The 25,303-nt window shown below is 64.0% G+C and carries 21 protein-coding genes; 11 read left to right on the forward strand and 10 right to left on the reverse strand.

Annotated elements, in window-relative coordinates; genetic code table 11:
- Positions 1–129 precede the first annotated feature (129 nt).
- Positions 130–3,705, reverse strand: a complete 3,576-nt coding sequence (gene nifJ, locus G4923_RS05605; RefSeq protein ID WP_163135981.1) for a pyruvate:ferredoxin (flavodoxin) oxidoreductase — start codon at positions 3,703–3,705, stop codon at positions 130–132.
- Positions 3,702–5,348, reverse strand: coding sequence for an NAD(P)-binding protein (locus G4923_RS05610; protein WP_163135983.1), 1,647 nt, complete (start codon positions 5,346–5,348; stop codon positions 3,702–3,704). Before G4923_RS05610 ends, nifJ begins: the two co-directional genes overlap by 4 nt.
- Before the next feature lie 353 nt (positions 5,349–5,701).
- Between G4923_RS05610 and G4923_RS05615 the strand changes: the two genes are divergently transcribed.
- Positions 5,702–7,504: a hybrid-cluster NAD(P)-dependent oxidoreductase gene (locus G4923_RS05615; RefSeq protein ID WP_163135985.1), complete on the forward strand. Its 1,803-nt coding sequence runs from the start codon at positions 5,702–5,704 to the stop codon at positions 7,502–7,504.
- 86 nt (positions 7,505–7,590) lie between these two features.
- Here the strand turns inward: G4923_RS05615 and htpX are convergent, their stop codons facing one another.
- The 5 genes from htpX to bioB all read right to left on the reverse strand — a co-directional run bounded on the left by htpX (position 7,591) and on the right by bioB (position 12,474).
- A complete protein-coding gene (gene htpX, locus G4923_RS05620) occupies positions 7,591–8,463 on the reverse strand; it encodes a protease HtpX (RefSeq protein WP_106887413.1) in 873 nt (290 codons plus the stop codon).
- A gap of 134 nt (positions 8,464–8,597) precedes the next feature.
- Entirely contained in the window at positions 8,598–9,278 is a 681-nt protein-coding gene (gene bioD / locus G4923_RS05625; RefSeq protein WP_163135987.1) for a dethiobiotin synthase, read from the reverse strand.
- 121 nt (positions 9,279–9,399) lie between these two features.
- Positions 9,400–10,200 carry a malonyl-ACP O-methyltransferase BioC gene (gene bioC / locus G4923_RS05630; RefSeq protein ID WP_163135989.1) on the reverse strand — a complete coding sequence of 267 codons (801 nt, stop codon included), beginning with the start codon at positions 10,198–10,200 and terminating at the stop codon, positions 9,400–9,402.
- A complete protein-coding gene (gene bioF / locus G4923_RS05635; protein WP_163135991.1) occupies positions 10,193–11,389 on the reverse strand; it encodes an 8-amino-7-oxononanoate synthase in 1,197 nt (398 codons plus the stop codon). The genes bioC and bioF overlap by 8 nt, the downstream gene beginning before the upstream one ends.
- Entirely contained in the window at positions 11,386–12,474 is a 1,089-nt protein-coding gene (gene bioB / locus G4923_RS05640; protein WP_163135993.1) for a biotin synthase BioB, read from the reverse strand. The genes bioF and bioB overlap by 4 nt, the downstream gene beginning before the upstream one ends.
- Positions 12,475–12,665: 191 nt before the next feature.
- Between bioB and bioA the strand changes: the two genes are divergently transcribed.
- Both bioA and G4923_RS05650 read left to right on the forward strand, forming a co-directional pair.
- Entirely contained in the window at positions 12,666–13,940 is a 1,275-nt protein-coding gene (bioA, locus tag G4923_RS05645; RefSeq protein WP_163135995.1) for an adenosylmethionine--8-amino-7-oxononanoate transaminase, read from the forward strand.
- 135 nt (positions 13,941–14,075) lie between these two features.
- Complete coding sequence (locus G4923_RS05650) at positions 14,076–14,897, forward strand: HAMP domain-containing protein (RefSeq protein WP_163135997.1); 822 nt, start codon at positions 14,076–14,078, stop codon at positions 14,895–14,897.
- Here G4923_RS05650 and G4923_RS05655 read toward each other — a convergent pair.
- The gene (locus G4923_RS05655) at positions 14,885–15,229 is read right to left on the reverse strand and encodes a hypothetical protein (RefSeq protein WP_163135999.1); all 345 of its coding nucleotides are present in this window, start codon (positions 15,227–15,229) and stop codon (positions 14,885–14,887) included. The genes G4923_RS05650 and G4923_RS05655 overlap by 13 nt on opposite strands.
- Before the next feature lie 198 nt (positions 15,230–15,427).
- Between G4923_RS05655 and asnS the strand changes: the two genes are divergently transcribed.
- From asnS to G4923_RS05670, 3 genes are all read left to right on the forward strand, one after another.
- Complete coding sequence (gene asnS, locus G4923_RS05660; protein ID WP_106887421.1) at positions 15,428–16,828, forward strand: asparagine--tRNA ligase; 1,401 nt, start codon at positions 15,428–15,430, stop codon at positions 16,826–16,828.
- 340 nt (positions 16,829–17,168) lie between these two features.
- The gene (locus G4923_RS05665) at positions 17,169–18,512 is read left to right on the forward strand and encodes an anaerobic C4-dicarboxylate transporter (RefSeq protein ID WP_025326310.1); all 1,344 of its coding nucleotides are present in this window, start codon (positions 17,169–17,171) and stop codon (positions 18,510–18,512) included.
- Between the two features lie 189 nt (positions 18,513–18,701).
- Positions 18,702–19,376 (forward strand): adenine nucleotide alpha hydrolase, encoded by a 675-nt coding sequence (locus tag G4923_RS05670; RefSeq protein ID WP_163136000.1) that lies wholly within the window; start codon positions 18,702–18,704, stop codon positions 19,374–19,376.
- A 47-nt stretch (positions 19,377–19,423) separates the two neighbouring features.
- On the opposite strand, the gene G4923_RS05675 is transcribed toward G4923_RS05670, so the two are convergent.
- Together G4923_RS05675 and dcuC are read right to left on the reverse strand one after the other, a co-directional pair.
- A complete protein-coding gene (locus tag G4923_RS05675; protein ID WP_163136002.1) occupies positions 19,424–20,563 on the reverse strand; it encodes a M20 family metallopeptidase in 1,140 nt (379 codons plus the stop codon).
- Positions 20,564–20,645: 82 nt separating this feature from the next.
- Positions 20,646–22,022 carry a C4-dicarboxylate transporter DcuC gene (gene dcuC, locus G4923_RS05680; protein ID WP_106887424.1) on the reverse strand — a complete coding sequence of 459 codons (1,377 nt, stop codon included), beginning with the start codon at positions 22,020–22,022 and terminating at the stop codon, positions 20,646–20,648.
- A gap of 284 nt (positions 22,023–22,306) precedes the next feature.
- Here dcuC and G4923_RS05685 point away from each other — a divergent pair, with 284 nt between their 5' ends.
- From G4923_RS05685 to G4923_RS05705, 5 genes are all read left to right on the forward strand, one after another.
- A complete protein-coding gene (locus tag G4923_RS05685) occupies positions 22,307–22,621 on the forward strand; it encodes a hypothetical protein (RefSeq protein WP_163136004.1) in 315 nt (104 codons plus the stop codon).
- Positions 22,622–22,821: 200 nt separating this feature from the next.
- Positions 22,822–23,172, forward strand: a complete 351-nt coding sequence (locus G4923_RS05690) for an ArsC family reductase (RefSeq protein WP_111911199.1) — start codon at positions 22,822–22,824, stop codon at positions 23,170–23,172.
- A 22-nt stretch (positions 23,173–23,194) separates the two neighbouring features.
- Positions 23,195–24,322 (forward strand): succinyl-diaminopimelate desuccinylase, encoded by a 1,128-nt coding sequence (gene dapE / locus G4923_RS05695; RefSeq protein WP_163136007.1) that lies wholly within the window; start codon positions 23,195–23,197, stop codon positions 24,320–24,322.
- Positions 24,319–25,008, forward strand: a complete 690-nt coding sequence (locus G4923_RS05700; RefSeq protein WP_163136009.1) for a M15 family metallopeptidase — start codon at positions 24,319–24,321, stop codon at positions 25,006–25,008. The genes dapE and G4923_RS05700 overlap by 4 nt, the downstream gene beginning before the upstream one ends.
- Complete coding sequence (locus G4923_RS05705) at positions 25,005–25,151, forward strand: hypothetical protein (protein ID WP_080675092.1); 147 nt, start codon at positions 25,005–25,007, stop codon at positions 25,149–25,151. Before G4923_RS05700 ends, G4923_RS05705 begins: the two co-directional genes overlap by 4 nt.
- The last annotated feature ends 152 nt before the right edge of the window (positions 25,152–25,303 follow it).

Here is a 25,303-nt window from a genome sequence, read left to right on the forward strand (position 1 = left end):
ACGATTTTCTACATAACACTAAACTTTCTTTCGGAAAATTGTATATTTTTACTCAAGAGAGAACTCACTTTCTTTCCACACAAAAAGCGGGCCAATGGCCCGCTTGGTTGTATTTCACTCACCCCTTCATCACACCGGCGGATGGAACTGGCTGGCCTCGCGGGTGGCCATCTCCTCGTAGGTGGCCCACCTCTGCCAGACCACCTGCTGCGCCACCTGCATCAGCCGCTCGGCTTCTTCAGGATGACTCTGGGCCAGCACCTGGTAGCGGTTCTCCTCTGCCCTGTACTCGGCGAGGGGAATGGAGGGGCGCAGGCTGTCGAGGCTGAAGGGGTTCTGCCCCGCGCTGCGCAATACAGGGTTGTAGCGCATCAGTGGCCAATGGCCCGAATCCACCGCCCGCTTCTGTTGGGCCAAGCCCTGCTCCATATCGATGCCATGGGCGATACAGTGGCTGTAGGCGATGATCAGCGACGGGCCAGGATAGGCTTCGGCCTCACGCAAGGCCTGCAGTGCCTGCTGCGGGTTGGCACCAAAGGCGATGCGAGCAACATAGACGTTGCCGTAGGAGATGGCCTGCAACGCCACATCCTTTTTGGCCAGCGTCTTGCCCCCCGCTGCGAACTTGGCAACGGCACCGAGCGGCGTCGATTTCGACATCTGGCCGCCGGTGTTGGAGTAGACCTCGGTATCCATCACCAGCACGTTCACATCGCGCCCGGAGGCGAGCACATGATCGAGCCCCGCCGAGCCTATGTCATAGGCCCAGCCATCGCCGCCGATGATCCAGACCGAACGGCGCACCAGCTGATCGATGAGTGACAACAACTCGCGAGCCTTGCCGGATTTCACCTCTTCCAGCCGCTCCCGCACTTGGGCTACCCGGCCCCGCTGGGCGCGGATCTCCGACTCCAGCCGCTGCGGGGCGCTAATCAGGGTATCGACCAATGCCTCTCCCAGCTCCCCCTTCATCCCCTGCAAGGCCGCCACCGCCTGACCGTGATGCTGATCGGCGGTGAGACGAAAACCAAAGCCGAACTCGGCATTGTCCTCGAACAGGGAGTTGGACCAGGCTGGCCCCTTCCCTTCCGCGTTCTTGGCCCACGGCGTGGTCGGCAGGTTGCCGCCGTAGATGGAGGAGCAACCGGTGGCGTTGGCCACCAGCATGCGATCGCCAAACAGCTGGGTCAGCAGCTTGAGATACGGGGTCTCGCCACAACCGGCGCAAGCGCCGGAGAACTCGAACAGCGGCTCGAGGAACTGGGCACCGCGCACCGTGGAGAAATCCACCCGCTCGCGGGCAGGCCACGGCAGGCTCTCGAACCAGCGCAGCGCCTGTTTCTGGCCCGCCAGGTGCGGCGCCTTGTCCATCATGGTGATGGCGCGGTCGCCTTCGTGGTTTTCATCCGCTCCGACCCGCACCGGACAGGCCTGCACGCACTGACCGCAGCCGGTGCAATCCTCCGGATAGAGCTGCAAGGTGTAGCGGCTATCGGGGAAGCCCTTGGCAGTGACGGGCACCGACTGGGCAGCCTCGGGGGCGGTCGCCAGCCAGTCCTGATGGTAGAACTTGGCCCGCAGCGCCGCGTGGGGGCAGACAAAGACGCAGTTGCCGCACTGAATGCAGATATCGGAGTGCCAGATAGGGATCTCGCGGGCGATATCCCGCTTCTCGAAGCGGCTGGTGGCGGTGGGGTAAGTACCATCCACCGGCAGCATGGAGACGGGAATGAGATCGCCACGCCCCGCCAGCATCTCGCCTGTGACCCGCTGGACAAAGTCGCTGCCGCCCGCTGCCAGTGGCAGCGGATAGTCGCTGATCTGCTCGTCACCGGCCGGGATTGCCACCTTGCAGAGGTGAGCCAGGGTATCGTCCACGGCCGCGAAGTTGCGCTCGACCACCTCGGGCCCCTTGCGGGCATAGCTCTTCTCTATGCTCTCCTTGATCAGCGCAATGGCTTCATCCCGTGGCAAGACCCCGGCCAGGGCGAAGAAGCAGGTCTGCATAATGGTGTTGATGCGATTGCCCATGCCGTTTTGCTCGGCCACCCGATCCCCATCGATGCAGTAGAGCTGGATATTGAGGGCACGGATGCGGGCGCGCAGCCGCTCGGGCAGCTGGCCCCACACCTTGTCCGCCTCATAAGGGGCATTGAGCAGCAGGGTCGCCCCTTGGGCGGCGTGCTCCAGCAGATCCACCGATTCGACAAAGCCCCACTGGTGGCAGCCGATAAAGCTCGCCTGCTCGATAAGCCAGGGCGCATCGATGGGCTCGGGGCCAAAACGCAGGTGGGAGACGGTGCGCGAGCCCGACTTCTTGGAGTCGTAGACGAAGTAGCCCTGGGCGTGGAACCCCTCCAGCTCGCCGATGATCTTGATGCTGTTCTTGTTGGCGCCCACCGTGCCGTCTGCACCCAGGCCAAAGAAGAGCGCCCGCACCCGACTGGCGGGCTCCAGATCGCCGATGGGGTGCCAGGCCAGACTAAGGCCGGAGACGTCATCGACAATCCCCACGGTAAAGCGCGGACGCGGTGCATCGGATGCCAGCTCCTCGAATACCGCCGCGCACATGGCGGGGGTGAACTCTTTGGAAGAGAGGCCATAGCGACCGCCACTGAGCCAGGGCAGCCGCTTGAGAAGGCCACGCTGCAAGCCGTCAATCAGGGCGCTCTGTACATCCAGCAGCAGCGGCTCGCCGCCCGCGCCCGGCTCCTTGGTGCGATCCAGCACGGCGATGCGACGCACACTCCTGGGCAGGGCATCGAGCAGCGCCTGCACCGGGAAGGGACGATAGAGGCGAATGACCAGGACCCCGGTCTTGCGATCCTGCCGGTTGAGCCAATCCACGGTAGTGCGGGCGGTGGCCGCCCCCGATCCCATCAGCACGATAACGTCGGTGGCATCGCTGGCGCCGTGGTACTCCACCAGCCGGTAGTGGCGGCCGGTGAGGGATCCCAGCTTGTCCATGCACTGCTGCACCCGCGCCGGCACCGCCTCGTAGAAGGGGTTGACGCTCTCGCGGGACTGGAAGTAGGTGTCGGGGTTCTGGGCGGTGCCGCGCATCACGGGGTGATCCGGGTTGAGCGCCCGGGCCCTGTGGGCCCGCACCCAGTCGTTGTCGACAAGGGCGCGGATCTCGTCCCTATGCAGGGCCGTGATCTTGTTCACCTCGTGAGAGGTGCGAAAGCCGTCGAAGAAGTGGATGAAGGGCACCCGGCACTGCAGGGTGACGCTGTGGGCAACCAGCGCCAGATCCTGCGCCTCCTGCACAGAACCGGAGGCGAGCATGGCAAAGCCGGTGCTGCGCGCCGCCATCACGTCCTGATGGTCGCCAAAAATCGAGAGCCCCTGCGCCGCGAGCGAACGGGCCGCCACATGGAACACAGCAGCGGTCAATTCCCCGGCGATCTTGTACATGTTGGGCAGCATCAGCATCAGCCCCTGACTGGCGGTGAAGGTGGTGGCGAGCGCCCCCGCCTGCAGGGCGCCGTGCACAGTACCAGCAGCCCCCCCTTCGCTCTGCATCTCCACGACTGTGGGGATGTTGCCCCAGAGGTTGGTCTGCCCCTCGTCCGCCCAGGCGTCAACCAGCTCCGCCATGGTCGAGGAGGGGGTGATGGGATAGATGGCGCACACTTCGCTCAGCTGGTACGCCACCCGGGCCGCGGCTTCGTTGCCATCGACCATGATCAGTTCATGTTTCATAGGGACACCTCCGGTTGGCGCAGCACTATGGCGTGGCAGGGGCATTGATCGTGACAGGCACCGCAGCCGGTGCAGCGATCCGCATCCACCCGATAGCCCAGACCCGGCCCCAGCTTGGTGATGGCCTGCTCGGGGCAGCTGCCGTAGCAGCCGTCGCACTCGAAGCAGTTGCCGCAGGAGTAGCAGCGCGCCGCCTCGTAGCGGGCCGCCGTCTCGTCCAGCCCACCTATGATCTCGCCAAAGTCGTCCCGCGCCCACGCCGGTTTGACCGGCTGACTGCTGGCGGGCGCATGGGTCTGGAACCAGAGCTGCAGCTGCTCGGGCCCCACCAGCGGGAATGAAAGCGGTTTGTGGTAGTGGCGACCGCGCAGCCAGGCATCCATATGGCGCGCCGCCTTCTTGCCATGGCCGGTGGCTATGGTGACGGTGCGCTCCGAGGGCACCATGTCGCCACCCGCAAAGAGACCCGGCACATCCGTCATCAGGTTGCCCGCCACCTGCACCACTCCCTCCTTGTTGATCCGCACGCCGGGGATGCTCTCCAGCACAGAGAGGTCGACCTCCTGACCCAGCGCCAGAATCAGGGAGTCCGCTTCCAGGGTTTCAAACTGGCCGGTGGGCACCGGCTTGCCCTGCCCGTCCAGCGCCATCACCTCCACCTCGATGCTGGTGCTGTCGAGCTGGCGGATGCTGCGCAGCCAGTTGATCTTGATCCCCTCCTCCTCGGCCTCAAGGGCTTCGAAGGCGTGGGCGGGCATATGATCCCGGTCGCGGCGGTAGATGATCATCGCCTCTTCAACACCGAGGCGGCGGGCGGTGCGGGCCGCGTCCATGGCGGTATTGCCGCCACCGTAGATGGCCACTCGCCGCCCCAGTCTGGGGGGCGGCAGTCCTTGCTCCTCGGCCAGACTGGCCTGTTCGAGGAAGCTCACCGCATCGAGGATCTTGCCCGCCTCCCGGGCCGGAATATCGACCCGCTTGGCCAGATGGGCGCCTATGGCCATAAAGACGGCGTCAAAGCCCCCCTCGTCACGCGCCTTGAGCACGTCTTCCACCTTGTGATTGAGGGTCAGCGTCACACCAGCGGCCAGGATGCGGGCCACCTCCCTGTCCAGCACATCGCGGGGCAAGCGGTAAGCGGGAATACCAAAGCGCAGCATGCCGCCGGCGAGCGGCCCCGCCTCACGGATCTCCACCCGATGGCCGAGCCGATTGAGATGCCAGGCGCAGGAGAGGCCTGAGGGCCCGGCACCGATCACCAGCACCTTCTTGCCGCTGGCGGGCGCCGGGGTTGCAGGCAGCCAGCCCTTGGCCAGCGCCTCGTCACCGAGGAAACGCTCGATGGCATGAATGGAGACGGCATCGTCCACCTGGGCGCGGTTGCAGGCGCTCTCGCAGGGGTGATAGCAGACCCGGCCATGGACGGCGGGCAAGGGGTTCTCTTCGACAAGCGTCTGCCAGGCCGCCTCGAAGCGGCCCGCTTCGGCCAGGGCAAGCCAGGCCTGGATATTCTCGCCAGCCGGACAGGCGTGATTGCAGGGTGGCAGGGCCGGTTGCCAGACGGGCAGCCGGGTGCGGACCGGGCCCGTTCCCGATTTCAGGGAGAGATCCGGCTGTGGGGTCATATCCAGTTGTTTGCTCATACATTGCTTTCTTCTTTGTTGGGTAACAGGCCCGCTCCGAATGCACTTGATACCGTGTAGCCTGGGCAGACGGTGGCCGGAGAGGGAAGAAGCGAAAGCGTCAGAAACTGGAAGCTGGCTCGATGATGGGCCGTTTTTTGTACGCACCTGGGGATCAGGATCAATAAATGTTGCACTTTATGAGGAGTTTCCCCCGGGATCCGACCCCGATCACATGGCGCCGCTGGCTGGCACCGGCCAGGCGCCGCCTCGCCTGCCCCCCCATGATGGGGGGCAAGAGAGGATTGCCGCACAGGACAGGAATCGTTATCTTGCCCTCTTCACTGGAATCGCCACAGCACAAGGACCCTGACATGCCCAGCCTCGCCAGCATACATCTCTACCCCATCAAATCGACGGCGGGCATGCCGCTGACCCGCGCCCTGGTGACCGAGGAGGGGCTGCTGGGGGATCGCCGCTACATGGTGGTCAAGCCGGACGGCAGCTTCATCACGGCCCGCACCCATCCCCAGTTGCAACTGGTGACGGCCACCCCGGTGGAGGGCGGCCTGCAACTGCGTTACCCGGGAATGGCGCAGCTCAGGTTGCAGGAGGCCGACTTCAGCCGCGCCCCCCAGGCCACCGGGGTCTGGGGCGACAGCTTCCATGCCCTGCACACCCAGTCCCAGGCCGATGAGTGGCTGAGCCAGGTGGCGGGGGAGCCGGTTCGCCTGCTCTGGCTCGGCGAAACCTCTGACCGTTTTCGGGAGAAAACCGGTACCCGGGTCAGCTTTGCCGACGGCTATCCCCTGCTGCTGATCAGCCAGGCCTCGCTCGATGACCTCAACCTGAGATCCGATGCCCTGCATCAGATGAGCCAGTTTAGGACCAACCTGGTGGCGAGCGGCACCCGCCCCTTCGAGGAGGATGGCTGGAAGCGGATCCGCATCGGCGAGGTGGAGTTTCTGGTGGCCAAGCCCTGCAGCCGCTGCATCATGACCACTGTGGAGGCAGGCACGGATCGCTTCAACGCCCTGAAAGAGCCGCTCGCCACCCTGACCCGCTACCGCCGTGGCGAGGATGGGGATGTCTATTTCGGCCAGAATCTGGTGGCGCTGAACGAGGGCTGGATTGAGGCAGGCAGCGAGATCGAGGTGCTGGAAAGCACCCGCCCCCATGTCTACCCCAATGCGGCGCCGAAGAAGCGGGAGCTGGTCTGCGTGGCCCGCGAGCCCCTGGCCCGGGATCTGGAGACCTTCTGGTTCGAGGCCGCCGACGGCGAGCCCCTGCCCGACTATCTGCCGGGCCAGCACCTGCCCATCAGCCTCGACATCAAGGGGGAGAGGCAACAGCGCCGCTATACCCTGAGCTCCACCCCGGAGAGACCCGAGCGTTACAGCATCAGCGTCAAGAAGCTGGCCGATGGCCGTATCTCCCCCTGGCTGCACCATGAGCTGCGGGTGGGCGACCACCTGCTGGCCGCCCCCCCGGCCGGGGAGTTTCACCTCGGCACCGAGCGCAAGCTGCTGCTGCTCTCGGCGGGCTCAGGCGTCACCCCCATGCTCTCCATCGCCCGCACCCTGCATCTCAGACACGAACTCGGCGACGTGCACTTTATGCACCTGTGCCGCAGCGAGGCCGACATTCCTGCCGCCGCCGAGCTGCACGCCATGAGTCAGGCAGGCATGCAGCTGACCCTGATCCTGAGCCAGCCCGATGCGCACTGGCAGGGCATGAGCGGTCGCCTTGGCAAGGGGCACCTCGCGCAGGTCAGGGATCTGCTGGCGCGGGAGATCTTCCTGTGCGGCCCCCACGGCTTTATGAGCGAGGCGGTCAGGCTGCTGCAGGAGCAAGGGGTCGCCGCCGAGCGCATCCGGCAGGAGAGCTTTGGCGGGGCCATTCTCTCGGTGGCCCGCCCCCACAAGGCGGTGCAGCTGCGCATCGGCGAGCAGACCTTCGCTGGCAACAACCAGGGCACCATACTGGATCAGGCCCACAAGCAGGGGGTGGAGCTGCCCTGGAGCTGCCGCGCCGGCATCTGCGGCAGTTGCAAGCAGACCCTGCTCGAAGGGGAGGTAGATCACCCGGACGCCCCGGCCATCACGGCCGCCGAGCGGGCCGCTGGCAGGATCCTCACCTGCTGCGCCGTGCCGCTGACCGATCTGGTGATCAAATAAGAGGATGGCGCCGCCACGGGGCGGTGCCATCACCACAAAGCAAAACGGCTGCCCTGAGGCAGCCGTTTTCTTATGGCGTCTGGCAATCAGCCACGCAGGGCGGCGATGCGCTGCTCTATGGGCGGGTGGCTCATGAACAGCTCGCTCATGGAGCGCTTGCCGTTGATGCCGAAGGCCATCATGGCCCCTTCCATCTGCGGCTCGGCACCACGGGAGAGGCGCTGCAGCGCGGCTATCATCTTGTCGCGGCCGGCCAGCTTGGCGGCACCGGCGTCGGCGCGGAACTCACGCTGACGGCTGAACCACATGACGATCATGGAGGCCAGCACGCCAAACAGCATCTCCAGCACGAAGACGGTGATCATGTAGGCAAAGCCGCCGGAGCTGCTGCTCTCTTCGCTGTTGTTGGAGCTGAAGAAGTTGCTGATGACGCCGGCCACTATGCGGGCGAAGAACATCACGAAGGTGTTCACCACCCCCTGGATCAGGGTCAGGGTCACCATGTCGCCGTTGGCCACGTGGCTCACCTCGTGGGCCAGCACGGCTTCCGCCTCGTCACGGCTCATGCTGTAGAGCAGGCCGGAGGAGACGGCGACGAGGGAATCGTCACGACGGGCACCTGTGGCAAAGGCGTTCATCTCGGGAGAGTCGTAGATCCCCACTTCCGGCATCTTGATGCCAGCCTCACGGGCCTGACGGGCAACAGTGCTCACCAGCCAGTGTTCTGTCTCGTTGCGGGGCTGCTCGATGACCTGGACGCCATAGCTGCGCTTGGCCATCCATTTGGACATCAGCAAGGAGATAAAGGAACCCCCAAAACCGAACACGGCACAGAACACCAACAGACCGGAAATGCTGGACTTGTTGATCCCCAGAACCGAGAACAGGATATTGAGTACCACCCCCAGCACCAGCATGACGGCCAGGTTGGTCACCAGGAATAGCATAATTCGCTTCATATTGACTCCTTGTGAGATATAGATGCATGGTTCGGGCCAGTTCACAATCGACCTGATACCACACCTGCTCCCGATCATAGACAGACTCGATGAATGTTTGCTGAATGTCGGGCCCAGCTAAGCTGCCGAGGGGGTCAGCCCAGGGACGAGACGTCGAGACAGCCGCGCAGATCCGCCTCGAGCGGCTGGTCTACGAAGGGGATCTCTCCCAGAAATGGGGCCGGCAACAAGGCTTTCAAGGTGGCCAGGTTCTCCGGGTAGCGACTCATGTGCGGATCCACCCGATTGACCACCCAGCCAGCCAGGGTCAGCCCCTGGTGGCGGATGGCGGCGCAGGTGAGCAGGGCATGATTGAGGCAACCCAGCTTGGCCCCCACCACCAGGATCACCGGCAGGCGCTCAAGGGCGACCCAGTCGGAGAGCAGATGCTGGTGATCCAGCGGCAAAAACCACCCCCCCGCCCCCTCGATTATCACCAGTTCGGCACCGGCCCGTTCAATCTCCCGCAATCCAGCCGACAGGCCCGCCAAAGGAATGCTCGCCCCCACCTCCCGGGCGGCTATATGGGGGGCTATGGGGGGCTCGAAGGCATAGGGGTTGACCGAGTCGATGGGCAGCGGGAGGCTGGCGGCCGCTTGCAACTGCTGGGCATCTAGGTTGCGAAGCCCCTCGGGGGTGCGGGCACAGCCGGCGGAAATCGGCTTGTAGCCAGCGCAGGAGATGCCTTGGGCGGCGAAGGCTTGCAGCAGGGTACGGGCGACCAGGGTCTTGCCCACGTCTGTGTCGGTGCCCGTGATGAAATAGGATCTGACCATGATGATTCCTCAGCGCAGTTCAAGGTGGCGCTCTGGCACCACCTGGGTATCAATGATGGGCTTGTGCCGGGCGGCTAACCTCGCCCGGCCCAAGGCAAAAAACGGGTGATCCCGCGGCCGATCAGCGGCGGACAAGGCGCCCGAGACAGACCTCATAGCTGGCGGCCAGCAGGCCGTCGGGCTGGCGGTGGCGTTCATAGGCTTCCCCGAGACGCCTCAGGCGCTGGCGGTTGCCAAGCCCCGCGGCCCTGTCGTCATTGACCTGGCTGGCCCCTATGCCCTTGAGATCCCGCAGCAAGTCATTGAGCTCCAGATAGGCGAGGGACCAGGTGACAGAGGTCAACTCAGGCGCCTGAAACCCCGCGGCGCCAATGGCCTGCTGCAACTGGGGCAGGGCGAGGAAGCGATTGACGTGGGCGTGCCCGTCGACGACACCCCAGGCCTCGCGCAACTGCCAGAGGGAGTCCACAAGCAGGGTCGAGAACAGCAGTTGGCCGCCGGGCTTGAGCACCCGGTGGATCTCGGCAAACGCCTGGGCCGGGCGCTCGCACCACTGCAGGGCCAGGCTGGAGAAGACCCAGTCCAGGCTCTGATCCGCGAAGGGCAGCGCCTCCGCATCGCCGCACACCAGCCGGGCGCCGCTGCCACGCAGGGCGGCCTGGGCCAGCATGCCGGGGGCGAGATCCAGCCCGTGCAACTGCTGGCAACGACCCGCCAGCGCGGGCAGGAAGAAGCCGGTGCCGCAGCCCAGATCCAGCCCGCAAACCGTCAGTTCAGAACCGACCTGCCCGTCCGGCATCAGGTCAAGCAGCGCCTGCCCCACCTCCTGCTGGAAGCGGGCATGGGCGTCGTAATGACGGGCGGCCGCCCCGAAGCGGCGGGCGAGCTGGGCCTTGTCGACCTGCTGGAAACGCTCATGCATGGCAAGCCCCCTCGGCACCTGCACCTAGCGGGCAAGGGCCCAAGGCATAGAGCAGGCTGTCCACATCCTGCTCGCGGTGCGCCGCACTCAGGGTGATGCGAAGGCGCGCCGTGCCGACCGGCACAGTGGGTGGGCGGATGGCGCTGACCCAGACGCCGCTATCCCGCAGCCGCTGGGCCAGTTGCAGGGCAGCCGCGCTCTCCCCCACCAGCAGGGGCTGGATCGGGGTCTCGCTTGCTCCGAGCCGCCAGCCCAGCGCCTCGGCCCCCTGCCGGAAGCGGGCGATCAACTGGCCAAGATGAGCGCGGGCATCATCAGCAGCGCGTACCAATTCGATACTCTTGCTGACCGCACAGGCCTGGGCGGCCGGCATATGGGTGCTGTAGACATAGTGGCGGGCAAAGTTGACCAGGTACTCCACCAGCTCGCGGCTGCCCCCCACGAAGGCACCGGCGACCCCAAGCGCCTTGCCAAAAGTGCCCATCTGGATGTGTACGCTGGCCGGATGTACTCCCTGCGCCGCCAGGGTGCCACGCCCTTGTGGCCCCAGCACACCGAGACCATGGGCATCATCGATCATCAACCAGTTGCCGCTCCGGGCGGCGAGGGTTGCAAGCTCGTGCCAGGGGCCCTGATCCCCGTCCATGCTGAAGACCCCTTCCGAGACGATCAAGCCACGGTTTGGCTCAAGTTGACGCTCAAGGGCCGCCATGTCGTTGTGGCCGAAGCGCTTCATCCTGCAAGGGAGCTGGCTGCCCATCTCCTGCAGGGAGGCGTGGTTGAGCCTGTCCTGCCACAGCAGGTGCTCCTTGCCGAGCAGGGCCTTGAGCACCGCCTGATTGGCGGAAAAACCGCAGTTGAACAGCAGCACCGCCTCCACCCCGAGCCACTCGGCCAGGGTCTCCTCAAGCTCTTGGTGGGCACGGCTGTAACCGGTTACCAGCGGCGAGGCGCCAGCGCCCGCACCATGGCGGTCGATCCCCGCTTTGAAGGCGGCCTTGATGGCGGAGTGATCGGCGAGCCCCAGGTAGTCGTTGGCAGAGAAGTTGAGGTAGTCGCGCCCATCGACCACCAGCCTGGCGCCAGTGGGGCCATCGGTGGCGATGCGGCGGCGCAGCAGGTCCGCCTGCTCGCGCCCGGCCAGGGCCTCCCCCAGCGCAAAGGGGCCTGTGACAACAGGGGAAGTCATGAACGGACGGCACCTGCGCGGGGGCGGGTGGCATCGTAGAAGAGTTCGCGAGGCTCGCTCTGGCGGCTCACCTCGGCCAGCAGCTCCTCTTCTTGAACCTGATCCGGCTTCTGGGCGCGCTGGGCGGGACGGATGCCGAGCCGCTTGAAGAGCTGCATGTCGCTGTTCTCGTCGGGGTTCGGGGTGGTCAAGAGCTTGCAGCCATAGAAGATGGAGTTGGCGCCGGCCATAAAGCACATGGCCTGCATCTGCTCGTTCATCTTCTCCCGCCCGGCGGAGAGGCGCACGTGGGAGGCGGGCATCATGATGCGCGCCACCGCTATGGTGCGGATAAATTCGAAAGGATCCAGGTTCTCCTCATTTTCCAGGGGAGTCCCCTTCACCTTGACCAGCATGTTGATGGGCACGCTCTCCGGGTGGCGCGGCAGGTTGGCCAGCGCCATCAAGAGACCCGCCCTATCTTTCGCCTGCTCCCCCATGCCGACGATGCCACCTGAGCACACCTTCATGCCGGCGCCGCGCACGTGCTCCAGGGTATCCAGCCTGTCCTGATAGGTGCGGGTGGTGATGATGTCACCGTAGAACTCCGGCGAGGTATCGAGGTTGTGGTTGTAGTAGTCAAGGCCGGCGGCACCGAGGCGGGCGGCCTGATCCGCGGTCAGCATCCCCAGCGTCATGCAGGTCTCCATCCCCAGCCCGCGCACCTCCTCGACCATGCGGAGGATATAGGGCATGTCCCTCTCCTTCGGGTTGCGCCAGGCGGCCCCCATGCAGAAGCGCGACGAGCCATTGGCCTTGGCCTCGCGGGCCCGCTCCAGCACTTTTTCCACCTCCATCAGCCGCTCGGTTTCGAGCCCGGTGTGGTAGCGAGCGCTCTGGGGGCAATATTTGCAATCCTCCGGGCAGGCGCCGGTCTTGATGGAGAGCAAGGTGCTCACCTGCACCTCGTTCGGGTCGAAATGGGCGCGGTGTACCGTCTGGGCCTGGAACAGCAGATCGTTGAATGGCAGGGCAAACAGGGCCTGAACCTCGGCGAGGGTCCAGTCGTGACGAAGGGCGTGACCGCCCAGGGTGAGAGCATTCATACATGGCTTCCAGTTGTTATAAGTGGGATCCTGCGCCGCCATCCTGGGATGAAGGACCGCAAAAGCCGCCACAGGCCGACCTCCTCGCAGTGAGGCCTGGCGCCAAGTGGCTGAAATTGTTGGCTAGTGTAGAGAGCGCGCGTAGACTGTCAACACCGACCAGATCAAACCAATTGACAACAGAACACAAAATGACCAATCAAGAATTCGACCTGCACCACGTCTGGCACCCCTATACCTCCCTCACCCATCCCCTGCCCTGCTATGAAGTGGCCAGCGCCAAGGGGGTGACCCTCACCCTCAGCGACGGCCGTGAACTGGTGGATGGCATGAGCTCCTGGTGGGCCTGCGTCCACGGCTATCAGGTGCCGGAGCTGGACGCCGCCGCCACTGCCCAGCTCGGCAAGATGTCCCACGTGATGTTTGGCGGCCTGACCCATGCTCCTGCGGTGGAGCTGTGCCGCAAGCTGGTGGAGATCACACCAAAAGGGCTGGATCGGGTGTTTCTGGCAGATTCGGGGTCGGTAGCGGTGGAGGTGGCACTCAAGATGGCCCAGCAGTACTGGCATGCCAAGGGGACGCCAAGGGCCAAATTTGTCTCCCTGCGGGGCGGCTATCACGGCGACACCTTCGGCGCCATGAGCGTCTGTGACCCCGATGGCGGCATGCACGAGCTCTACAAGGGCTTCCTGCCGGAGCACCATTTCGTGGCCGCCCCGAGCTGCCGCTTCCACGCCCAGTGGGACGAGAGCTGCGTGGTGGAGCTGGCGGAGCTGGTTGCCGATCGCCACGAAGAGATTGCCGCCATAGTGCTGGAGCCCATAGTCCAGGGGGCGGGCGGCATGCGCTTCTATCATCCCCGCTACCTGCAGTGGGTGCGCGCCCTGTGCGACGAGTTCGGCCTGCTCTTGATTGCCGACGAAATAGCCACCGGCTTTGGCCGCACCGGCCAGCTGTTTGCCTGCGACTGGGCGGGGATCAGCCCCGACATCATGTGCCTGGGCAAGGCGCTCACCGGCGGCTACCTGACGCTGTCGGCCACCCTCACCACGGAGCAGGTCGCCCGCACCATCTGTGACGGCAAGGCCGGGGTCTTTATGCACGGCCCCACCTTTATGGGCAATCCACTCGCCTGCGCGGTGGCCAACGCCTCCATCGATCTGCTGCTGGCCTCGCCGTGGCAGGAACGGGTACAGGCCATCGAGCATCAGCTGCGCACCGAGCTGGTGCAGCTGACCCTCAACCCGGCGGTGGCGGATGTGCGGGTACTCGGCGCCATCGGCGTGGTAGAGATGAAGGAGCGGGTGGACGTGGCGCGCATCCAGCGCAAGTTCGTCGAACTGGGAGCCTGGATCCGCCCCTTCGGCAAGCTCATCTACCTGATGCCCCCCTTCGTCATCAGCCCCGAGGAGCTGCGGGTGCTGACCCGCGCCATCCATGAGGCCATCACCAGCGGCGAATTCTGAGTCTGGATGAATAGGCCCTGCATGAGAATGCAGGGCCTTTTGGCTCTTTTTCATCAGAATGTGAGCAAGACACCAGAACCCGGCTGGCGAGGGGAGTAGACTGCGCGGGTTTTACCCAACAGATGTACCTTTCCCATGCGCCTCTCCATCACTGCCAAGATCAATTTCTTCCTGCTCTTCATCTTCTCCATGGTATTGGTGTTCTCCGCGGCCTATCAGGCGGTGCGCGAGCGCGACCTCATCCTGACCCTCATCAAGGAGCAGAGCCGCGAGCAGACCGAGGCCTATTTCGACGGCCTCAACATGCTGATGCTGACCGGCAAGATGGAGGCCCGCGACACCCTGCGCGCCAAGTTCCTCGATCACGCCCACGTGGAAGATGCCCGCATAGTGCGCGGAGCGGCGATCAACAAGCAGTACGGGGCGGGTCGCGAGACCGAGGCCCCCAAGGACAGATTCGATGCCCTGGCCCTGGCGGGCAAGGGGAGCCTGGAGGTGGTGCACGACGGCACCCACAGCAAGCTGGTGGTAACCCGCCCCCTGCTGGCCAAGACGGATTTTCGCGGCACCGACTGCACCAGTTGCCACCAGGTGCCGGAGAATACGGTGCTGGGGGCTGTGCGCTTTGACTACTCCCTCGATACCCTCTTTACCCGGGTCGAGCAGAACATCCTCACTTCGGCGCTTATTCTCACCGGTATCTTCGGGCTGGGGCTGCTGCTCACCCTCTGGGTCATCCGTACCTGGATAGTCCGCCCCCTCAACCAGCTGACCCGCTCCATGGAAGAGGCCACCGATCTGCACGACTTCGGCCACCGGCTGGAGGGGGATGAAGGGGACGAGATAGGCCGGGTGGCGCTCGCCTACAACCAGATGCTCGACAGCGTGGAGCGCCAGCTCGGCAAGCGCCCCGCCCCCTCGTCACAGGACGAGAAGCCGGTGGATCACGCCAGGTAGTAGAACAGCAGGCTGGCGATCAGGATCAGCAGCAGGATGAACAAATTGAGGTGCAGCGCATCCTCTTGCCGTCGACTGCGGCGCTGCTCCAGCGCCAAGACCCCCAGGGTCAGCAGGCAGCAACCCCAGAGCCCGTGCACCAGCCAGGGGGTCAAGGCAGGATCCCAATAGTCACGCACCTTGACCCCGCCATAGACCAGAAAGCCGTAGGCAATATCGGGGCGGGCATGGTGATAGAGGCCGAGCAGGACGATAAAGCCGCCCCAGCAGAGGATCACCAGCCCCTGGAGTACCCGTATCCAGCCATCCGGCCCCCGCCTGCGTTCCTTCACTCTCACCCCCTGCCCAACCGACCGGATCCATGCAAGATTCATGGGGAAAACCCCGCAAGGGTCCGACATTTTTGCTTGTTTATCAAACCCGCGCGGGTAAGATTAACGGCTTAGTCTGCCATGATGGGCCACTCACGCCCGGCCAGACCCCTAGTGTTGCAAATAGCGCTGCAAGAACAAGCTGGAGACAATATTTCGATGACGCACGCATCCGTAGTAGATGTGCTGACCGGTAAGTATGCGGTTGGCACCACCCAGACAGTGAAAGGGTGGATCCGGACCCGCCGCGATTCCAAGGCGGGGATCTCATTTTTGGCCATATCCGATGGCTCCTGTTTCCATCCGGTACAGGCCGTCGTTCCCAATACCCTGGCCAATTACGAGAATGAAGTGCTGCGTCTGACCACCGCCTGCTCAGTGGAAGTGACCGGTGTGGTCGTGGCTTCCCAGGGCAGCGGCCAGGCCTTCGAGCTGCAAGCCTCCGACGTCAAGGTAGTAGGCTGGGTCGAAGACCCGGACACCTACCCCATGTCTGCCAAGCGCCACAGCATCGAATACCTGCGCGAGCAGGGTCACCTGCGTGCCCGTACCAACGTGGTCGGCGCCGTGACCCGGGTGCGCAACTGCCTGGCCCAGGCCATTCACCGCTTCTTCCACGAAGAAGGCTATCTGTGGATTGCCGCCCCCCTCATCACCGCCTCCGACACCGAAGGTGCCGGCGAGATGTTCCGCGTCTCCACCCTGGACATGGAAAACCTGCCGCGCACTCCCGAAGGCAAGGTGGATTACGACAAGGACTTCTTCGGCAAGGAGACCTTCCTGACCGTCTCCGGTCAGCTCAACGTCGAGACCTATGCCTGCGCCCTGTCCAAGGTCTACACCTTCGGCCCGACCTTCCGCGCCGAAAACTCCAACACCAGCCGCCATTTGGCCGAGTTCTGGATGGTGGAGCCGGAAATCGCCTTCGCGGACCTGGAAGATAACGCCGCCCTGGCCGAAGCCATGCTCAAATACGTCTTCAACGCCGTGCTGCGTGAGCGCCGTGACGATCTGGAGTTCTTCACCCAGCACATTGACAAGGACGCCATCGACCGTCTGGAACGTTTCGTCGCCTCCGACTTCGCCCAGATTGACTACACCGACGCCATCGAAGTACTGAAGAACTGCGGCAAGAGCTTCGAGTTCCCTGTCTCCTGGGGCATCGATCTCTCCTCCGAGCACGAGCGCTACCTGGCCGAGGAGCACTTCAAGTCTCCTGTGGTGGTGAAGAACTACCCGAAAGACATCAAGGCCTTCTACATGCGCCTCAACGACGACGGCAAAACCGTCGCCGCCATGGACGTGCTGGCCCCGGGGATCGGCGAGATCATCGGTGGCTCCCAGCGTGAGGAGCGCCTCGAGGTGCTGGATGCCCGTCTAGCCGAAATGGGCCTGAACAAGGAAGATTACTGGTGGTATCGCGACCTGCGTCGCTACGGCACAGTGCCGCACTCAGGTTTCGGCCTGGGCTTCGAGCGTCTGGTGGTCTATGTGACCGGCATGGGGAACGTGCGCGACGTCATCCCCTTCCCGCGTACCCCTCGCACCGCCGAGTTCTAAGACGCGCCGAGCCAGACTCGCTCCGTGCAAAAGCCGACCCTTGGGTCGGCTTTTTATTTCCTGCTCTCCCGGCTGTGGCCCCCCGCCTCTCATCCTGATCCTCGAATAAATCCCCCCAGCCCTTCCCCTGCCTGCCACCCTCCCGATCGCCCCTGTTCAAGGGCATATCCATAGTTTTTATGCACTTAAATCGGAAAAGAGTCTGTTATTGAACCACCTCAATTTTTTACCCCTTTAGGGGTGCCAGAATACCCACCAACCCTTTAGGGGCAAATAACGACAGATGCTCCCGGGCCCCAGGGCCGATGCGGACATGGATTCAATCACACGAGGTAATGGAATGATCTTGATGGAATTTTTGGTGGTGCTCGGCTGCTTGCTGCTGGGTACCCGCTTTGGGGGCATGGGACTGGGTCTCATCAGTGGCATAGGTCTCTTCCTGCTGACCTTCGTGTTCGGCCTGGTGCCGGGCGAGCCGCCGGTGCAGGTGATGCTGACCATACTGGCGGTGATCGGCTGCGCCGCCACCCTGCAGACCGCCGGTGGCCTCAACCTGATGATGCAGGTCGCCGAGCGTCTGCTGCGCCGCCACCCCCAGTACATCACAATCCTGGCGCCCCTCACCACCTGGACCCTCACCTTCCTGTGCGGTACCGGCCACGTGGTCTACACCATGTTCCCCATCATCGCCGACATAGCGCTGCAGAAGAACATACGTCCCGAGCGCCCCATGGCGGTCGCCTCCGTTGCCTCCCAGATGGCGATCTGCGCCTCCCCTGTCTCCGTTGCCGTGGTCTCCATGGTCTCCATTTTGGCGGCCGGTCACGGCATAGGTCAGGCCTACGGCCTGCTCGACATCCTGATGATCGCCATCCCCTCCTCCCTGACCGGTGTGGTCATGGCGGCCCTGTGGAGCCTGCGCCGTGGCAAGGATCTGGACAAGGATGAGGAGTTCCAGGCCAAGATCCAGGATCCTGAGCAGCGCGCCTTCGTCTATGGCGGCGGTGAAACCCTGCTCAACACCAAGTTCCCGAAAGAGGCCTACTGGTCTACCTGGATCTTCTTCGCCGCCATCGCTGCCGTGGTCTTGCTCGGTGCCAACGAAGGGTTGCGTCCGGTGTTCACCATCAAGGACAAGACAGGCCCCCTCTCCATGAACCTGGTGATCCAGATGATGATGCTGATCGCCGGCGCCATCATTTTGATGCGCTGCAAGGTCAAGCCGGGCGATATCTCCAACGGCGCCGTCTTCAAGGCAGGCATGGTCGCCATCTTCTCCGTGTTCGGGGTTGCCTGGATGAGCGAAACCTTCTTCCAGGCCCACATGCCGCTGCTCAAAGAGACCCTGGCCCACGTGGTACAGGCCCAGCCCTGGACCTACGCCCTGGTGCTCTTCCTCATCTCCAAGCTGGTGAACAGCCAGGCCGCCGCCCTGACCGCCATCGCCCCCATGGGTCTGGCTCTGGGCGTAGAGCCGAAACTGCTGATCGCCTTCCTGCCGGCCAGCTACGGCTACTTCGTGCTGCCGACCTACCCGAGCGACCTGGCCTGTATCGGTTTCGACCGCTCCGGCACCACCCGCATCGGCAAGTTCATCATCAACCACAGCTTCATCATTCCGGGGCTGATCGGGGTCAGCAGCTCCTGTGCCCTGGGCTATGTGCTGACCACCATTCTGCTCTAATCGCAGTCGCGTTTAGCACGCCATTGCCAGACAGGCCCCCGCTTTGGGGGCCTGCTCTTTTCTCCCCCTCTCGGCTCCCCAACAATTTCCCCACTGCTATTTCCAGCCGCCATTTCCAGACACTATGCCTTTACCTGCGCCCCCGCCGCTGGGTAGCATGCCCCCTAGTTCACCATTGGAATCTCATCCATGTCTCGCGTCATCCTGCTCTGGAGCGGTGGCAAAGATGCCATGCTGGCCCTCTGCCATGCCCGCGATGCGGGTCATCAGGTGGTGGCCCTGGCCACCTTTGCACCGCTAAAGCCCCGATTTCTCGCTCACCCCTTGCCACTGGTGCGCCGTCAGGCGGCGGCCCTGGGTCTGCCCCATCTGCTGGTCACCATAGAAGCGCCATTCGAGCAGGGCTATGAGATGGCGCTGAGTCGCCTGCGGCAGGAGTGGGCACTCGATGGGGTGGTGACCGGCGATATCGACAGCGTGGGGGGCGCACCAAACTGGATCCGCGAACGCTGCCAGCCGCTGGGGCTAACCGTCCACACCCCGCTCTGGCAGCAATCTCGCCAGGCGCTGCTGGCGGATATGCTGGCGCGCGGCATAGTCGCCCACTTATCCTGCGTCGATACCCGGATACTTGCCCCGGAATGGGCCGGACGTATCCTGGATGCCGCCACCCTCAGCGAGCTGCAGCAACTGGCCGAGCGCGAGGGATTCGATGCCTGCGGCGAGCAGGGGGAGTACCACAGCATGGTGACCGACGGCCCGGGCTTTGCCGCCCCGCTGCGCCTCGATGGCTGGCAGCTGGCGCGCCAGGATCATCTGGCCTATCTGGCCCAGGACGAGCCTGTGCCCACCGAGCAACCATAAAAAACGGGAGGCGATGGCCTCCCGTTTTGCTTGCCGGGCACACCGACCTATTTCGCCAGCTTGCCCAGCACCCGCTGCAACAGGCGGATGCGCGGCTCTATGCTGTCAAGCAGCAGGAACTCGGCCTCCGAGTGGAAGCCACCACCCATGGGGCCCAAGCCATCGAGGGACGGCACCCCGGCCGCGGCGGTGAAGTTGGCATCAGATCCGCCCCCCGCCTCCAGCCAGTTGAAGGAGATCCCCTCATCCGCTGCCGCCGCCTCCACCAGCGCCATCAACGCCTCGGTGTCGCCACTCGGGCGCATTGCCGGCTTGAAGCTCTGGCGCTCCACCTCGACCCGGCAACCGCGCAGGAAGGGGTTGTTGGCCATAAAGCCGAGCCGCTCGTGCACGGCGGCAGCCTCGTCATTGCTCCAGAAGCGCAGGTCGACTATGGCCTCGGCGAAGTCCGGCACCACGTTGACGCCGGTGCCCCCCTGTACCACCCCCACGTTCATGGTGGTGCCCGTCTCCATGTTGACCTGTTCATTGATGGTCAGCACCCAATGGGCGAGCTCTGTAATGGCGGAAACCCCTTCGGTCAGGGCCGAACCGGCATGAGAAGCCTTGCCGTGGAAGCGGATGCGGTACTTGGCGTTGCCCTTGCGGGCGCTGATGAGATCCCCGCTCGGGCGGGCCGCCTCGGCCACCAGCACGCAGCCGCTCTGCCTGGCCTTGGCTACCAGCCAATCCCTGGACCAGGGGGAGCCAATCTCCTCGTCGCAGTTACAGCAGACCAACACCTTGAGCTTGGCCAGCAGCGCCGGATCCATCCCCTTCAAGGCATACCAGGTGGAGAGCAGGCCGCTCTTCATGTCCGACACACCGGGGCCGAAGGCCTGATTGCCTTCGACTTTCAGCGGCCGCTTGGCCGCCGTCCCCTCGGGGAAGACGGTATCCATGTGACCCACCAGCATGACGTCATAGTGATCCGCCCCCGGGGCATTGGTTGCCTCGAGGCAGGGGCCGCACTCAGGAGCTAACTGGTGGCGCACCACCTGCCAGCCAATGGCCTCATATTTTTCGGTCAGGATGTCGGCCACCCGAGCCACCCCGGCCGGGGTGCGGGTACCGCAATCCAGGTTGATGAGGGGGGCCAGATCCGCCAGATAGGCGTCCAGGGAAAAAGCATTGCGAGGACCTGTCATCATCGTCTCCAAAGGGCAAAAGGTCGGGCCTCGCCCTTGCGCAGAGTGAATGGAGCGGGCAGCCTGGCCGCCCGCCCCGCCATTACATAAACAGCAGATAGTTGAGCGCCAGCGCCGTCACCAGGGCGCCGGCCATGGGCACGCAGGTGCGCTTGACCACCACGAAGGGGGAGACCTTGGCGATCCCCGCGCAGGCGATCAGCACCGCCGCTATGGGGGAGACGGTGCGGCCTATGCTGGAGGCGAGCTGCATCGGCAGCAGCATGGTCACCGCCGGCACCCCGAACTTGGCCGCCACCGCGGGCGCCAGGGTGGAGAAGCTCAGGAAGGCCGCGTTGCCCGAGCCCATGATGACGGCCGCCACCATGATGAGTCCCACCATCACCAGCGTCATCAGGCCGCTGCCGATCCCGGCATTGCTGGCGGAGTGCAGCAGGGTGTCGATGGCGCCTATGGCCTTGAGGGATTCGGCAAACAGCTCGGCACAGACGATGAGCGCCACTACAGGGCCAAACACCTTGCCCATGCCGTCTAGGAAGCTGGAGAGCCCGGCCATGGCGGTGCGCACCGAGCGGGTGCGCAGCAGCTCGCACAGCATGCCGATAAAGACCGACAACAGCATGGCCACCTCCACGCTGACGCTGATGCTGGTCACCAGCAGCTTGGAGAAGGTCATCATCAGCACAAAGGGGATGATGGGCAGCAGGGCATACCAGGTCGGTGCCGGCACCTCCTCCTTCCCCTGCTCGTCCAGCTCGGCCGGATCGCCTCTGTGCAGGGCGGGATCCCAGCCATCTTGGCGATCGCAGTGACGCTGCCAGAAGAAGTGCAGCACCATGGTCACCAGCAGCATGGGGGCCACCAGCCAAATCTGGTAGTCGACGAAGTAGCTGGTCGGATCCATGCCGGACTGGCCGGCGGAGAAGATGGCGTTGGTCTGGGTCGGGCCAATCTCGAACGCCTGGGAGGTGGCGATGACGCCACAGGCCGACGCCGGGCTGATACCGAGGTTGCGCATCACGGGGTACATGGTGACCATCAGCAAGAGGCCGAGGCCGGTGGCGGAGGTGACAAACAGCGACACGAAGACCGCCACCAGATAGCAGATGGCCAGCATCAGGTAGCTGGACTGGATGCCCGCCACCGGCTTGACCGCCACCCGCACCAGGGACTGGGAGGCGCCTATGTGGGACATGTAGGTGGCAAAGCCCGCCACCGCCATTATGGTGAGGCCAAGCCCCGCCGCCCGGTAGGAGAAGATCCCCTTGAACACCTCGAACAGGTCGAACAGGGCGAACCCTGTGCTCTTGTCGGCAGGCAGTATGGGGTGCAACCCCAGCCAGTAGGCCACCGCGAAGATGGCCATGCCTGCCAGCGCCAGCACCGCCTGCGGGTTGTAATCCTTGACGATGCCGTAGACCACGGCCATCAGCACGAGCAAGACGAATAAGAGTTCCAAAGTGCGCTCCTGATAAGATTATCGAGGATCGAAATCTAGTGGCGAGCCCCTCCTTTCCCCTTGATCCCTATCAATAAAAGTGGCTTGAATGATAAAAAGCAGCATTAAATTTTGATATATCAAATAAAATTGGTACATCAATCCAGTGTCGACGCACTAGAATGCCCTGCATCAGATCCTGACCAACAACCTCCACTTTTTTTGCGTTGGATCAACGCCCGTCAAGGGTGAACTGGCCAAGATGCCCGTCGATACAGAGCGACCATTTCGCACCGGAGAGAGTTATGACAAGCCAAGCCACCGCAGGGACTTCGACCTGCGACTACAAGCTGTGGGACATCCTCGTCGAGTCTGCAAAGGAACGCACCACCATTCGTTATTCCAAGCTGGCCAGGCAGGCCGGGCTGGAACAGTGCCAGGATGAGCTGCGCACCCTGCTGCAACGCATCCGCATGTACTGCACCGAAAACAACCTGCCGATCCTCTCCGCCATAGTGGTGGACGACGTGGGCAAATACACAGGCCTCTCCTCCAGCCTGCCGGATGCGCCCTGGGAGCGGGCCCGGGTCTTCGACCACCAGTGGACCACCCTGCACTGATAGCCCCCTTCCCACAAAACGCGCCCCCAGGCGCGTTTTGGCTATCTGGCCCCTCGCGTTTTCTCCCCCCTCCCCGCTGGTAAAACCAGCCAGCCCGGCCATGAGCGTTGCCATGGCTGGGCCACAATGCCAGAATCGGGCCCTTGCATGATTTCACGTTCGGATTTCAGGGCCCCGGGCCCGCAGATATAGGATCTCCCATGGCCACCACCCTCTATGGCATCAAGAACTGCGACACCATCAAGAAGGCCCGCAAGTGGCTGGACGAGGCTGGCATCGACTATCGCTTTCACGACCACAGGGCCGACGGCCTCGAGCCTGCCCGGCTGGACGGCTGGCTGAACCAGCTGGGCTGGGAAGCCCTGCTCAACACCCGAGGCACCAGCTTCCGCGCCCTGCCGGAGGAGGCCAAGCAAGGGCTGGACACCGCAAAAGCCCGTGCCCTGCTGCTGGAACACCCCGCCATGATCAAGCGCCCGCTGCTGGATCGCGATGGCGAGCTGACCCTGGGATTCAAGGCAGACCACTACCAATCCCTCTTCTCTCGTTAAACTTTTCTGTTAAGGAACGCCGATGTCGGATGTCATCGCACTGGCCAAGGATCTTATCCGCCGCCCCTCAGTTACCCCGCTGGATGAAGGGTGCCAGACCCTGATGGCGGAGCGCCTCGAGCGCCTCGGGTTCGTCATCGAACCCATGGTGTTTGAAGACACCACCAACCTCTGGGCCCGCCGTGGCAGCGAGGGGCCGCTGTTCTGCTTCGCCGGCCACACCGATGTGGTGCCCGCCGGGCCGCTGGACAAATGGCAGACGCCGCCGTTCGAGCCGACCATCCAGGATGGCATGCTCTATGGCCGGGGCGCCGCCGACATGAAGGGGTCGCTGGCCGCCATGGTGGTGGCCACCGAGCGTTTCGTCGCGGCCCACCCGGATCACCAGGGCTCCATCGCCTTTCTCATCACCTCCGATGAAGAGGGCCCCTTTATCAACGGCACAGTGCGCGTCATCGACACCCTGGAGGCGCGCAACGAGAAGATCCGCTGGTGCATCGTCGGCGAGCCCTCCTCCACCGCAGTGGTGGGGGACGTGGTGAAGAACGGCCGCCGCGGCTCCATCACCGGCGATCTGCTGGTGCGCGGAGTACAGGGCCACGTGGCTTATCCTCATCTGGCAGACAACCCCATCCACAAGGCGGCGCCTGCCCTGGCGGAGCTCGCCGCCACCGTCTGGGATCAGGGCAACGCCTTCTTCCCTCCCACCAGCTTCCAGATAGCCAACATCCAGGCCGGGACCGGTGCCTCCAACGTCATCCCCGGCGAATTGCAGGTGCAGTTCAACTTCCGTTTCAGCACCCAACTGACCGACATGGACATCCGCGAGCGGGTCGAGGCACTGCTGACCCGTCACGGTCTGGACTTTGAGCTGAAGTGGACCCTCTCAGGCCAGCCCTTCCTGACCGACACCGGCGCCCTGCTGGAGGCCACCGTCGCCGCCGTGGCGGCAGTCAACGGTCAGCAACCAGCCCTGCTCACCACGGGCGGAACGTCCGATGGACGCTTTATCGCCCCCACCGGGGCTGAAGTCATTGAACTGGGCCCGGTCAACGCCACCATCCACAAGGTGAACGAGTGCGTGAAGGCGGACGATCTGGATCTGCTGGCGGACATGTACCAAGGGGTGCTGGAGCACTTGCTGGCATGACCCAGGATCAACTGCTTGGGCTCGACGAGAGCCACCTCATCCTGGTGGGGCGCGGGCCTCACCGCCTGACCGCCGCCACGGCGGCGGCCTTCAACGACATGCAGGTGGCGGCCGCCTATGAAGGGTTCAACCTGCAGGCCGCCTCCAGCTGGCGCAGCTTCGAGCGCCAGCTCGCCATCTGGAATGGCAAGTGGCGCGGGGAGCGGCCCCTGCTGGATGCCGACAACCAGCCGCTGGATGCGCTGCAGCTGGGGGAGGCAGAGCGGCTGCACGCCATCTTGCGCTGGAGCGCCCTGCCGGGTACCAGCCGCCACCACTGGGGCACGGATCTCGACATCTACGACCCCGACTGCCTGCCCGCCGGTACCAGGCTGGCGCTGGAGCCCTGGGAGTATGAGGCGGGAGGCTGGTTTGCCGATCTCGGCGAGTGGCTCGGGGATCACATGAGCGACTTCGGCTTCTTCCTGCCCTATGCCAAACCGCTGGACGCGGCTCAGGGGGTCGCCTACGAGCCCTGGCACATCAGCTTCGCCCTGGAGTCCGCTGAACAGCGGCTGGATCCTGATGCGCTGGCGCTTTGTCTACAACAGGCGGATATTGAAGGCAAGGCGTGCATACTGTCTCATCTCGACGAGATCCTGGCCCGTTATGTCACTGCCGGTCACACCGAAAGGAGAATCCGATGAGTGTGTGGTTATGGATAGGCCTGCCGCTGCTGTTTTTGCTCGGCCTGTTTCTCAATGCCATCAAGGACATGAAACAGCTCGAAAAGCAGTTGCCGAAATACAAGGACAAGATCCGGGAAGTCAAGGACGACGAGGACGACTGACCTCCCCCGCAGGAGCCCGATGGCGCTCCTGCGCCCCCACCCCGGCCTGCTGACAACCCGGCACCCGCCCCCTGAAAATGGGCACCAATCGCCACTCACCCCCCGCCTCTTTCTCGTCCCCCTCAGGCCCCGCGCCTACTGCTTAAAAACAG

This window comes from Aeromonas rivipollensis, from assembly GCF_010974825.1.
Classification (GTDB): domain Bacteria; phylum Pseudomonadota; class Gammaproteobacteria; order Enterobacterales; family Aeromonadaceae; genus Aeromonas; species Aeromonas rivipollensis.